The organism is Campylobacter ureolyticus ACS-301-V-Sch3b (assembly GCF_000413435.1).
In the GTDB taxonomy this organism is placed as follows: Bacteria; Campylobacterota; Campylobacteria; order Campylobacterales; family Campylobacteraceae; genus Campylobacter_B; species Campylobacter_B ureolyticus_A.
Genome location: NZ_KE340326.1, coordinates 370339 through 381349 on the forward strand (window position 1 = coordinate 370339; position 11011 = coordinate 381349).

Genomic DNA, 11011 nt, shown 5'->3' on the forward strand with positions numbered 1-11011 from the left:
GGCGATTATACACAATTTTGTTTAACTAAATAAAAAGTTAAATAAATTTAGCTATAATTAAGACTTATATTTTTATCAAAGGTAAAATTCATGGCAAAAGTAAAAGAAGCAAAAAATATCTGGCTAGATGGAAAATTAATCCCTTGGAATGAGGCAAATGTTCATATCCTATCACACTCACTTCACTACGGAAATGCCGTATTTGAAGGAGTTAGAGCCTATCAAACAAAAAAAGGCTTGGCAGTTTTTAGACTAGCTGAACATACAAAAAGACTACTTGATTCAGCAAAAGCTTGCCTTATAAATGTGCCTTATAGCTATGATGAGCTTTTTAAAGCTCAAGTTGAACTTTTAAAATCAAATGATTTTAAAGACACTGTTTATTTAAGACCGATTGTATTTTTAGGCTATGGCTCTATGGGTGTTTCACATCTTGGCTCACCTGTTCAAGTTGCACTTGCTGCTTGGGAATGGGGTGCTTATATGGGTGAAGATGCCATAGAAAAAGGCATAAAAGTTAAAATTTCATCTTGGGCTAAAAACTCACCAAATTCAATGATGAGTAAAGCAAAAGCAAGCGCAAACTACTTTAACTCACAAATGGCAAACCATGATGCTGTAACTTCAGGATATGATGAGGCTTTACTTTTAGATCAACAAGGTTTTATTGCCGAAGGTAGTGGAGAGTGCTTTTTTATAGTTAGAAATGGTGTTGTTATAACTCCACCAAATGACACAAGCCTAGAAAGTATTACTCAAAATACAGTTATTGAAATAGCTAAAGATCTAGGATATGAGGTAAAAAGAGAGAGAATTTCAAGAGATGAAGTTTATATTAGTGATGAAGCATTTTTTACCGGAACTGCAGCCGAAGTTACACCAATTACAAATGTAGATGGCAGGATTATAGGAAATGGTAAAATGGGAACAATTACAAAAAAACTTCAAAAAACTTATTTTGCCGCAGTTAGAGGTGAAAATGAGAAATATGAAAAATATCTAACATATATTAATTAAGGAAAGATATGCCAGCAGATTTAAACGATTATTTTAACAAAAGAAAGAAAAATGACAATAACCAAGGTGGTGGAAATAAGCCAAATTTTGACTTTAAAATGCCTGATTTTAAAGGGTTTGGAAAGTTTTCGCCATTTATTTATGTAGGCTTAGCCATTATATTTATTTTAGTTTTAGCAAGACCTTTTGTAGCTATAAGCTCAGGCCATGTTGGAATTCGCTCAACTCTTGGAAAATATGATTTAAAGCCACTTGATCCAGGGTTTCATTTTTTTATGCCAGGACTTCAAAAGGTTTTTGTAGTTGATACAAGAGTTAGGATTATAAACTATACAAGCGGAGAAGATAGAGGCGAAGTTGCAAATGCTGCAAATTCGGGAATTATAAGAAAAAACTCAATCTCAGTTTTAGATGCTAGAAATTTACCAGTTAGTATTGATATTACAGTTCAATACAAACTAAACCAATCAACAGCTCCAACAACTATCGCAACTTATGGTTTTGCATGGGAAAATAAAATAATTGACCCTGTTGTTAGGGATGTTGTAAGAAGCGTTACAGGTCAATATACAGCAGAAGAATTGCCTTTAAAAAGAAATGAGATAGCTTCATCAATTGCAAATCAAATAAGAGAAGATATAGAATCAATCAAAGGTCGCCCGGTTGATTTGCTAGCCGTGCAACTTAGAGAAATAATCTTGCCTGATAAAATAAAAGATCAAATAGAAAGAGTCCAAATTGCAAAGCAAGAGGCTGAAAGAACAAAATATGAAGTTGAAAGAGCAAATCAAGAAGCTCTTAAAAAAGCAGCTCTTGCAGAAGGAACAGCAAAAGCTATTATTATTGAAGCACAAGGTAGAGCAGATGCCGTAAAAGTTGAAGCTGATGCAGAGGCTTACGCAAATAAAGAGATTGCTAAAAGTCTTGATTCAAATATTTTAAGCTTAAAGCAAATTCAAACTCAAGCTAAATTTAACGAAGCACTTAAAGAAAATAAAGATGCTAAAATTTTCTTAACTCCTGGTGGAGCAGTGCCAAATATTTGGGTTGATACAAAAGACAAAGCAAAGCAAAGTGCTATATCAGAGTAAAAAATGAATATTAAAAATATAAACTGGCAAAAATGCGGGGGACTTGTCCCCGCAATCACACAAGACTTTGAGACAAATGAGGTTTTAATGCTTGGATATATGAATGAAGAATCTTTAAATTTAAGCCTTAAAACAGGTCTTGCACACTATTTTTCACGCTCAAGAAATAGAATTTGGCAAAAAGGCGAAACTAGTGGAAACACGCAAGAAATTAAAGAAATTTTTCTTGATTGTGACGCGGATACAATTTTATTAAAAGTAAAACAAAACGGAGTAACTTGTCACACAGGCGAGAAAAGCTGTTTTTTTACAAAATTTGAGGGATTAAATTTAGTAAAACAAATCTCTAATAACACTCAAAAACCAAAATATGATATCTTAGATAATCTTTATCATACAATTGAAGATAGAAAACTAAATGCAAACCCAGAAAATTCACATGTTGCAAGACTTTTTGCAAAAGGCGAAAATGCCATACTAAAAAAAATATGTGAAGAAGCTGGTGAAGTTATGCTTGCCTGTAAAGATCAGAGCAAATTTGAAAAATATAAAGATTTAAATTTAGAGGAATTTGGCGAACATAAACCCGGCGATCCTAAATTTGACATAATTTATGAAGCGAGTGATTTGGTGTTTCACCTACTCGTTGCTTTAAATGCCCACAATATCCATCCACAAGCTATTTTAGATGAGCTTGCAAGACGCAATGGAGTAAGTGGAATCGATGAAAAAAAATCAAGAAAAGATAAATTTCAATAAAATTAAGCTAAATTCAAAGTTTTTATGATAAAATCAACACTTATCTTTAAATTTTAAAGGATTAGTATGCCAAAAATGAAATCAGTCAGAGGTGCATCTAAGCGTTTTAAAGTTGGAAAAAACAAGATAAAAAGAGGCTCTGCTTTTAGAAGCCACATCTTGACTAAAAAGTCTCCAAAACGCAAAAGAAGCGCAAGACAAGAACATTTTGTTCATAAAGCTGATGAAAAAGCTGTAAGAGGTATGCTTTACAAATAAAATTTGTATAAAGCATTTTGTTTTTGATTTTAAATCATTTAAATAAACTCCCCTAAATTTATAGAGATTTAAGGGCAAGATCCATTTTGGACGCCAATTTGTGAAAGGATAAATATGGCAAGAGTAAAAACAGGCGTAATTAGAAGAAGACGCCATAAAAAAGTTTTAAAAGAAGCTCGTGGTTTTTATAGTGGAAGAAGAAAACACTTTAGAAAAGCAAAAGAGCAACTTGAAAGAAGTTTATGCTATGCATATAGAGATAGAAGAGCTAAAAAAAGAGATTTTAGACGTCTTTGGATAGTTAGGATAAATGCTGCTTGCAGACTAAACGACATAAGCTATTCACAATTTATTCACGGTCTTAAAAATGCAGGCATTGAACTTGATAGAAAAATATTAGCAGATATGGCGATGAACGATGCACAAGCTTTCGCAAACATCGCAGCAAAAGCAAAACAAGCTTTATAATTATATAAAAAAGATACTCTTTTTGGAGTATCTTTTATCTTTTAAATAAATTCAACTTTTTTATCACCGCTTTTTATAACACCAATCTCATAAGCATCACTGTTAGAAATTATATTTTTAGCATTTTCCTTGCTAGCTATTACTATCATTCCAACACCGATATTAAATGTCCTTAACATCTCTTTTTTGCTTACATATTTTGAAATAAATTTAAATATTTCAAGTGTTTTTATTTTTTCTAAATTTATACAAGCTTTTAAGTTTTCAGGCAATACCCTTGGTAAGTTTTCAACTATTCCTCCGCCTGTTATATGCGCTAAGGCATTTATATCGTTTTTAAATTTTAAAAACTCGCTAACATAAATTCTTGTTGGCTCAAGTAAAATATCTATTAAATTTTTATCACCAATCTTATCATCAAATTTCATATTTAATTCTTCAAAAAATAGTTTTCTAACCAAAGAGTATCCATTTGAGTGAATTCCGCTACTTGGAAGTGCCAAAACCAAATCGCCATCTTTTACAAACTTGGTTCTATCTATTTCATCTTCTTCTGCCATACCAACGGCAAATCCAGCTAAATCGAAATCATTTTTTTGATAAATTCCAGGCATTTCAGCTGTTTCACCACCAATTAAAGCTGAGTGTGAAATTTCACACCCCTTAGCAATTCCCTCAACCACTCTAACAGCAACTTCTCTTTTAAGTTTTGATGAGGCGTAATAATCAAGAAAAAATAGAGGTTTTGCAAAATTACAAATAAGATCATTTACGCACATTGCAACTAAATCAATGCCAATAGTGTCATATTTTTTAGCATCGATTGCAAGCCTTAATTTTGTGCCAACACCATCTGTTGCACCTAAAAGTACAGGTTTTTTATATCCTGTTGGAAGTCTAAAAGCTCCTGAAAACGAACCTATCCCGCCAAGCACAAACTCATTGTGAGTTTTTTTTACAAATGGTTTTATATCATCAACAAATTTATTTCCAGCTTCTATATCAACGCCTGAGTCTTTGTAGCTTATCATTTTTATACCTTTAAACAATTGAAATAAGTTACTATTTTAACCAAATTTAGCTAAAATAACACTCAATATGGGGAAAAAATGAAATTTAAAAATGCTATTGTAATAACTGGCGGCATTGCAACTGGAAAAAGTTTGGTTTGTGATATTTTAAAATCTAAAAATTTTAAAATAATTGATGCCGATGAGATAAGTCATCAAATTTTAGATACTTTAACAGATGAAATTTCAAAAATTTTTGGAAACGAATTTATAAAAGATGGCAAAGTTGATAGAAAAAAACTTGGAAATCTAGTATTTAATGACAAGTCAAAACTTAAAGTTCTTGAAAGTCTGCTTCATCCAAAAATTAAAAATAAAATTTTAGAAAAAGCTGAAATTTTAGAAAAAGAGCAAAAACTTTATTTTGTGGATATTCCGCTTTATTTTGAAAGTAAAAATTACTTTGAATTTGATAAAGTTTTACTAATTTATGCACCAAAAAATATAGCACTAAAAAGACTTATGAAAAGAAATAACCTAACAAAAAACGAAGCGTTAGTTAGAATAAACTCTCAAATTCCAATTGAAAAAAAGCGAAATTTAGCAAATTTTATAATTGACAATAGCTCAAGCTTAGATGATTTAAATAGCCAAATTGATGAATTTTTAAAAACTTTAAAGGAATAAAATGAAAATTTCAAAATATTGTGCAAGCGGAAATGACTTTGTGATAATAACTGCTTTTTCTAACAAAGATAGAAGCTTGTTAGCTAAAAAACTTTGCGATAGATTTAATGGTGTTGGAGCAGATGGGCTAATTGTAATTTTACCAGATGCTAATAATGACTTTAAATGGGAATTTTACAATAGTGATGGAAGTGTTGCAAAAATGTGTGGAAATGGTGCAAGAGCTGCTTTTATGTATGCTTATGAAAACAATCTAATTTCTAAAAAAGCTAAATTTTTAAGTGGTGCTGGAGTCATAGATGGTGAGATATGCAGTTTTAAAAACAAAAATGCGGAAGTAAAAATCAAACTAACAAAACCTAAAGTTTGTTTGCCAAAATTTAATGAACTTGGCCTAGAATGGTGCTTTTATGATACAGGAGTTCCACATCTTGTTAGTTTTGTTAGTGATGTTTCAAAATTTAATTTAGATACTTGTAGAGTTATGCGAAAAAAATACAACGCAAATGTAAATTTTGCACAAATTTTAGATGATAAGATTTTAGTAAGAACCTTTGAAAGAGGTGTTGAAGCTGAAACTTTAGCTTGTGGAACAGGCATGGCAGCTTCATTTTACGCAGCTTTTAAAGAGGGTAAAATTCCTCCACAAATAAGCGTTTATCCAACAAGTGGTGAAAGATTAGAGCTTAGTTTAAAAGATGAAGAAATTTACTTTAAAGGTATTGTAAAACATAGTTTTGATGCTATTTTTTATGAATAAAAATTTGAATTAACATTATAAAAACAGCTAAATTTATCATAACATCGGCAAAGTTAAATACAGCAAATTCAAAGTATTTATGCCAAAATACATAATCTACTACGCCCTCACGAATAAATCTATCGATTAAATTTGAAACCCCGCCGCCAAAAAGCAAAGCAAAAGGCAAAGTGTGGGCTTTCAAAAGTTTTTTTTCGTATAGCAAATATCCAAACAAAGCGACTAATAAAATAGTTTGCAACGCTTTTAAATGCTCGCCCAAAAAAGCAAACATAGAAAAAGCAACGCCCTTATTAAAGGTTAAAATGAGCGAGAAAAACTCTCCATCCCACCTAAAACCACTCAAAAAAACTTGTTTGATAGCCTGATCTATAATAACTATAGCTAAAAATATAGCTATAAATTTTACCCACAACCTACTCATTTAAAGCTTTTATAAAGAAATTTTCAACCTCATCCATTTTTTCTTTTAATATCTTTTTATCTTTGCCCTCTATTAAAAGCCTTATGACTTTTTCAGTTCCTGAATATCTAAAAAGTGTTCTAATGCCACTATCTTCAAGGCTTTTTTTAAGCTCATTTAATCCTGCAATTTCATTTAAAGGCTTTTTTTCTTTTATTTTTAAATTTTTTAAAATTTGTGGACATGGAATAAAAGTTTTATTAAGCTCATTTGAAGTTTTATTTAAACTTAGCATGCAAGCACTAAACTGCAATGCACTTGTTATGCCATCACCTGTTTTTGTATAATCACTAAAAATTATATGTCCACTTTGCTCACCACCAAAATTAGAGCCACTTTCTTTCATCATTTCTAGAACAAATTTATCTCCAACATTGCTTCTTAACAGCTTAATATTATTAGCTTTTAAAAGCTCATCAAGACCTTGATTACTCATAGAAGTTGCCACTATTTTATTATTTGCAAGTTTTTTTTGATTTTTTAGAAAAATTGCTAAAATTCCTATTAATGCATCGCCATGAACTACATTTCCCTCATTATCTACAACTACAACCCTATCAGCATCGCCATCAAAAGCAAATCCAACATCTGCTCTAAGCCTTACAACTTCACTTGCAAGTTTTGCAGGATACAAGGCACCACAATTTTCGTTTATGTTTTGACCATTTGGTTCGTTATTTATCACAAAAATTTCAGCTCCAAGTTCTGAAAAAATTGTAGGAGCAACTTTATAGCTTGCACCGTTTGCAGTGTCTATTACTATTCTTAAAGAGCGCAAATTTAAACCTTTTGGAAAAGAGTTTTTTATATGAACGATATATCTTCCTATAACATCATCTACTCTTTTTGCAGCCCCTATTTCCATACACTGTTTTCTAGCCGCATGTATAAGCTCATCACTGTTTAAAATTTCTTCTATTTTTCTTTCTTCGCTCTCATCAAGTTTAAAACCTTGTGCATCAAAAAATTTAATTCCATTATCATAATAAGGATTATGTGAGGCACTTATCATAATTCCGGCATCACATCTCATATCTTCTGTTAAAAAAGCAATTGCAGGTGTTGGCATAGGACCAACTTGTCTAACATTATAACCAATAGATGTAAGTCCTGCTACAATTGCTGTTTCTATCATATAGCCACTTCTTCTTGTATCTTTTCCAAGAAGTATCATATTTGTTTGGGAGTTTTTTCTAAAGTAAATTCCTGCTGCCATTGCTATTTTCATAGCAAGCTCTGCTGTTAATTCCTCTCCAGCCTTTCCCCTAACTCCATCAGTTCCAAAATATTTCATAAATTAGCCTTAAATTCTTAAATTTTAAAAGCTCATTTTAGCATATATTTGTTATAAATTATCTTAGAATTAAAAAGTGCTTAAATTAAGTCTAAATTAAAGATTTTTTTGTATAATGCAACACTTAATTATATTGAATTTAAAAGGTATATAAAATGGCAAATCACAAATCTGCTGAAAAAAGAGCAAGACAAACTGTTAAAAAAACAGAGAGAAATAGATTTTACCGCACAAGACTTAAAAACATTTCAAGAGCGGTAAGACAGGCTGTTGAGGCAAACGACAAAGAAGCTGCAAGTGCTGCTTTTAAAGTTGCAAATCAAGACATTCATAGTTTTGTAAGTAGAGGTTTTCTTAAAAAACAAACTGCTTCAAGAAGAGTTAGTCGCCTTGCAAAACTTGTAAATTCTATGGATAAAGCTGAATAACTTATGCTTGCTGATAAGCTTGAAAATTTTATAAAAAGATATGACGAGATCTCAAATTTGCTCGTCAGTCAAGACATTATCAGCAATGTAGATGAAATGACTAAACTTGCTAAAGAGCAAAGCAGTCTTGAAGAAATTTACAAAGCATCAAAAGAATACTTTAGCACAATCGAAGGCATCGAAGATAACAAAAATTTACTAGAAGATCCAGAACTTGGTGAACTTGCAAAAGAGGAATTAAAACTCTTAGAAGACAAAAAATTATCTCTTGAAAATGAGATTAAAATACTTCTCATCCCAAAAGATCCAAACGATGATAGAAATATATTTTTAGAGCTTCGTGCTGGAACAGGTGGAGATGAGGCTGCACTTTTTGTTGGAGATTTAGTAAATGCATATATAAGATATGCTGAAATTAAAGGCTATAAAACTGAAATCGTTTCTCAAAGCGAAGGAAGTGCCGGAGGTTTTAAAGAAATTATCCTACTTGTAAAAGGAAAAGGAGCTTATTCAAGACTTAAATTTGAAGGTGGAACCCACAGAGTTCAAAGAGTTCCTGAAACTGAAAGCCAAGGAAGAGTTCACACTAGCGCAATAACTGTTGCTATCATGCCAGAAGTTGATGATAATGATATAATCATCAATCCAAGCGATCTTAAAATAGATGTTATGAGAAGCTCAGGACATGGCGGACAAAGCGTAAATACAACTGATAGTGCCGTTAGAGTTACTCATATACCAACTGGACTTGTTGTAGTAAATCAAGATGGAAAAAGCCAACATAAAAATAAAGATGCTGCTTTAAAAGTTTTAAAAGCAAGGCTTTATGAGATGCAAGAGGCTAAACGTCTTGAAGAAGAGAGAGAAAAACGAAAAGAACAAGTTGGAACTGGCGATAGAAGCGGAAGGATAAGAACCTACAACTACCCACAAAACAGAATCTCTGATCATCGTATAAATTTAACTCTTTATAGACTAGAAGCAATTATGTCAGCTGGACTTTTTGATGAGATAATAGATCCACTAATTGCCTATTATCAAGCAAAAGCGGTCTCAGGTGAAGAAGATTAACTTAAATTTCTAAAATAAAATTACATTAAGATTAAAAATTAAACTTACTTTTGCTATAATTAGCAAAATATAGCAAAAGGAGTAAGCTGTGAAAAAAATATTAGTTTGTGTTGATAATAATCCTTTAAATGGGGCTGTATGTAGCTATGGTCTAGAAATGGCAAAAAAGCTAAACTTAGAAGTTATTTTTTTACATGTTATAAAAACACCACTTTTTACACCAAATTTCTTAGGCTTAGCAGCTGGCGGGCTTGTCGTAACTCAAGGAAGTGATATGGTTTATGACCCTGAAGAGCTTAAACCTACAAAAGAGCAGATCGATGAAGCTGAGGATATGCTAAAAAAAGCTAAAAAAATGGCTGATGAGGCAGGCATTAAATCAAGTAGCGATTTACAATGTGGCGATATAATAGAAATTTTAATAAACTACAGTGATATTGCCGCAATAGTTGTATCAATAAAAGATGAAACTGAAGATATCCAAAACAACATAATTGCACTTACAAGAGAGTCAAAAACACCAATTTTATTTGTAAATAAGGAGTTTTCTGAGATTAAATCAGCCCTTGTTGCATTTGATGGTGGCGATGCGGCTATAAAAACTCTACATAGCATAAAAGATAGTAAAATTTTTGGTCAAGACTTAGAATATCATGTGCTAAACATAAATAAAGATGAAAAAAAATCAAAAGAAATTTTAGATATAGCAAGAGATATTTTAAAAAATGAAAATGCAAAATTTGTAAGCTTAAGTGGCGAAGTTGCAGATGAGCTAATATCATATAGAAGAGCAAATAACTTAGATCTTTTTGTAATGGGAAGCTTTAGTAAAGGTATTTTTGCTACACTATTTTTTGGAAGCACATCTAAAAATGTTGTCGAAAAAGCATTAGTTCCTGTTTTTGTTGCACAGTGAGTAATATAAACTCGCTTGAAATCTATAAAAAAATTTTAGGCGATAAAAAGGTTAGCGTTATAGAGTTTTTGGCTAAAAACCATGATAAAAATGGCTTTATAACGCTAAGCGTTAATGAAATTTGCACTCTGACAAACACAAGCAAGCCAACGGTTATCCAAACCTTAAAACTACTTGATGAAAAATTTGTTTTAAAAAAAATTAAAAATGGGGTTTATAAACTAAATTTATAAAACCTCTAAATGAGTAAGCAAAATTCTAGTACCTATAAAAATAAGTATTACTCCACCTAAAATCATAGCTTTACTTTCTAAATACTCCCCTACTTTTTTTCCGATAAAACAGGCTAACAAACAAAGAATAAAACAAAGCGTGAAAATAACAAAAGTTGAATAACTCAAACTAACATAACTTAAGCCAAATGTTACACCAATAGCCATAGCATCAATACTCGTAGCAACTCCACCAAACACTAACTCTTTGTTAGTTAGACTAACAACCTTTTCATCATTTGCCTCTTTTATCATTTTTACTCCTAAAAAAAGAAGTATGAAAAACGCTATAAAATGATCAATTTCACTTATAAATTTAGCAAAACCAATACCTAAAATATAACCTAAAACACACATTAATCCTTGAAAAAATGCATAAACAAAAGCTATTTTTAAGGCTATTAAAAACTTCAAATTTGGATATTTTGCACCATTTGCTATACTTAAAGCTACACTATCCATACTAAGACCAAAAGCTATTAAAAAAACTTCCATTAAAATCCTTTTATTTTGAGGC

15 protein-coding genes are annotated in these 11011 nt (G+C 31.3%); 11 read left to right on the plus strand and 4 right to left on the minus strand.

All coding sequences use genetic code 11. From position 1 onward, the window contains the following. Positions 1–90: 90 nt before the first annotated feature. The 5 genes from HMPREF9309_RS01860 (at position 91) to rplT (ending at position 3593) form a co-directional block, all read left to right on the plus strand. The gene (locus HMPREF9309_RS01860; RefSeq protein ID WP_016646227.1) at positions 91–1017 is read left to right on the plus strand and encodes a branched-chain amino acid transaminase; all 927 of its coding nucleotides are present in this window, start codon (positions 91–93) and stop codon (positions 1015–1017) included. An 8-nt stretch (positions 1018–1025) separates the two neighbouring features. Then, the gene (locus HMPREF9309_RS01865; RefSeq protein ID WP_016646228.1) at positions 1026–2108 is read left to right on the plus strand and encodes a prohibitin family protein; all 1083 of its coding nucleotides are present in this window, start codon (positions 1026–1028) and stop codon (positions 2106–2108) included. 3 nt (positions 2109–2111) lie between these two features. Then, positions 2112–2867: a bifunctional phosphoribosyl-AMP cyclohydrolase/phosphoribosyl-ATP diphosphatase HisIE gene (hisIE, locus tag HMPREF9309_RS01870; protein ID WP_016646229.1), complete on the plus strand. Its 756-nt coding sequence runs from the start codon at positions 2112–2114 to the stop codon at positions 2865–2867. 66 nt (positions 2868–2933) lie between these two features. After that, positions 2934–3125, plus strand: coding sequence for a 50S ribosomal protein L35 (gene rpmI / locus HMPREF9309_RS01875; protein ID WP_016646230.1), 192 nt, complete (start codon positions 2934–2936; stop codon positions 3123–3125). Between the two features lie 114 nt (positions 3126–3239). After that, complete coding sequence (gene rplT / locus HMPREF9309_RS01880) at positions 3240–3593, plus strand: 50S ribosomal protein L20 (RefSeq protein WP_016646231.1); 354 nt, start codon at positions 3240–3242, stop codon at positions 3591–3593. A gap of 41 nt (positions 3594–3634) precedes the next feature. Here rplT and purM read toward each other — a convergent pair whose 3' ends face one another. Further along, the gene (gene purM, locus HMPREF9309_RS01885) at positions 3635–4624 is read right to left on the minus strand and encodes a phosphoribosylformylglycinamidine cyclo-ligase (protein WP_016646232.1); all 990 of its coding nucleotides are present in this window, start codon (positions 4622–4624) and stop codon (positions 3635–3637) included. A 78-nt stretch (positions 4625–4702) separates the two neighbouring features. On the opposite strand from purM, the gene coaE reads away from it, so the two are divergent. Both coaE and dapF read left to right on the plus strand, forming a co-directional pair. Further along, on the plus strand, positions 4703–5290 hold the full coding sequence (gene coaE, locus HMPREF9309_RS01890) for a dephospho-CoA kinase (RefSeq protein WP_016646233.1): 588 nt from the start codon (positions 4703–4705) through the stop codon (positions 5288–5290). Between the two features lies 1 nt (position 5291). After that, on the plus strand, positions 5292–6050 hold the full coding sequence (gene dapF, locus HMPREF9309_RS01895) for a diaminopimelate epimerase (RefSeq protein ID WP_016646234.1): 759 nt from the start codon (positions 5292–5294) through the stop codon (positions 6048–6050). Here the strand turns inward: dapF and lspA are convergent. Continuing rightward, complete coding sequence (gene lspA / locus HMPREF9309_RS01900; RefSeq protein ID WP_016646235.1) at positions 6034–6474, minus strand: signal peptidase II; 441 nt, start codon at positions 6472–6474, stop codon at positions 6034–6036. The genes dapF and lspA overlap by 17 nt on opposite strands. Continuing rightward, positions 6467–7807, minus strand: a complete 1341-nt coding sequence (glmM, locus tag HMPREF9309_RS01905; protein WP_016646236.1) for a phosphoglucosamine mutase — start codon at positions 7805–7807, stop codon at positions 6467–6469. The genes lspA and glmM overlap by 8 nt, the downstream gene beginning before the upstream one ends. A gap of 155 nt (positions 7808–7962) precedes the next feature. Here glmM and rpsT point away from each other — a divergent pair, with 155 nt between their 5' ends. From rpsT to HMPREF9309_RS01925, 4 genes are all read left to right on the plus strand, one after another. Beyond that, positions 7963–8235: a 30S ribosomal protein S20 gene (gene rpsT / locus HMPREF9309_RS01910; RefSeq protein WP_016646237.1), complete on the plus strand. Its 273-nt coding sequence runs from the start codon at positions 7963–7965 to the stop codon at positions 8233–8235. Between the two features lie 3 nt (positions 8236–8238). Further along, positions 8239–9306 carry a peptide chain release factor 1 gene (prfA, locus tag HMPREF9309_RS01915; protein WP_016646238.1) on the plus strand — a complete coding sequence of 356 codons (1068 nt, stop codon included), beginning with the start codon at positions 8239–8241 and terminating at the stop codon, positions 9304–9306. An 88-nt stretch (positions 9307–9394) separates the two neighbouring features. Next, positions 9395–10222: a universal stress protein gene (locus HMPREF9309_RS01920; protein WP_016646239.1), complete on the plus strand. Its 828-nt coding sequence runs from the start codon at positions 9395–9397 to the stop codon at positions 10220–10222. After that, positions 10219–10455 (plus strand): replication/maintenance protein RepL, encoded by a 237-nt coding sequence (locus HMPREF9309_RS01925; RefSeq protein WP_016646240.1) that lies wholly within the window; start codon positions 10219–10221, stop codon positions 10453–10455. Before HMPREF9309_RS01920 ends, HMPREF9309_RS01925 begins: the two co-directional genes overlap by 4 nt. Here HMPREF9309_RS01925 and HMPREF9309_RS01930 read toward each other — a convergent pair. Beyond that, positions 10450–10989 (minus strand): manganese efflux pump MntP, encoded by a 540-nt coding sequence (locus tag HMPREF9309_RS01930; protein ID WP_016646241.1) that lies wholly within the window; start codon positions 10987–10989, stop codon positions 10450–10452. The two genes, HMPREF9309_RS01925 and HMPREF9309_RS01930, sit on opposite strands and share 6 nt — an antisense overlap. Between the last annotated feature and the right edge of the window lie 22 nt (positions 10990–11011).

Coding starts and splice junctions, on each gene's coding strand:
- HMPREF9309_RS01865 (WP_016646228.1), top strand. CDS start 1,026: ATGCCAGCAGATTTAAACGATTATTTTAACAAAAGAAAGAAAAATGAC.
- HMPREF9309_RS01930 (WP_016646241.1), bottom strand. CDS start 10,989: ATGGAAGTTTTTTTAATAGCTTTTGGTCTTAGTATGGATAGTGTAGCT.
- glmM (WP_016646236.1), bottom strand. CDS start 7,807: ATGAAATATTTTGGAACTGATGGAGTTAGGGGAAAGGCTGGAGAGGAA.
- lspA (WP_016646235.1), bottom strand. CDS start 6,474: ATGAGTAGGTTGTGGGTAAAATTTATAGCTATATTTTTAGCTATAGTT.
- dapF (WP_016646234.1), top strand. CDS start 5,292: ATGAAAATTTCAAAATATTGTGCAAGCGGAAATGACTTTGTGATAATA.
- rpsT (WP_016646237.1), top strand. CDS start 7,963: ATGGCAAATCACAAATCTGCTGAAAAAAGAGCAAGACAAACTGTTAAA.
- purM (WP_016646232.1), bottom strand. CDS start 4,624: ATGATAAGCTACAAAGACTCAGGCGTTGATATAGAAGCTGGAAATAAA.
- prfA (WP_016646238.1), top strand. CDS start 8,239: ATGCTTGCTGATAAGCTTGAAAATTTTATAAAAAGATATGACGAGATC.
- rpmI (WP_016646230.1), top strand. CDS start 2,934: ATGCCAAAAATGAAATCAGTCAGAGGTGCATCTAAGCGTTTTAAAGTT.
- coaE (WP_016646233.1), top strand. CDS start 4,703: ATGAAATTTAAAAATGCTATTGTAATAACTGGCGGCATTGCAACTGGA.
- rplT (WP_016646231.1), top strand. CDS start 3,240: ATGGCAAGAGTAAAAACAGGCGTAATTAGAAGAAGACGCCATAAAAAA.
- HMPREF9309_RS01860 (WP_016646227.1), top strand. CDS start 91: ATGGCAAAAGTAAAAGAAGCAAAAAATATCTGGCTAGATGGAAAATTA.
- hisIE (WP_016646229.1), top strand. CDS start 2,112: ATGAATATTAAAAATATAAACTGGCAAAAATGCGGGGGACTTGTCCCC.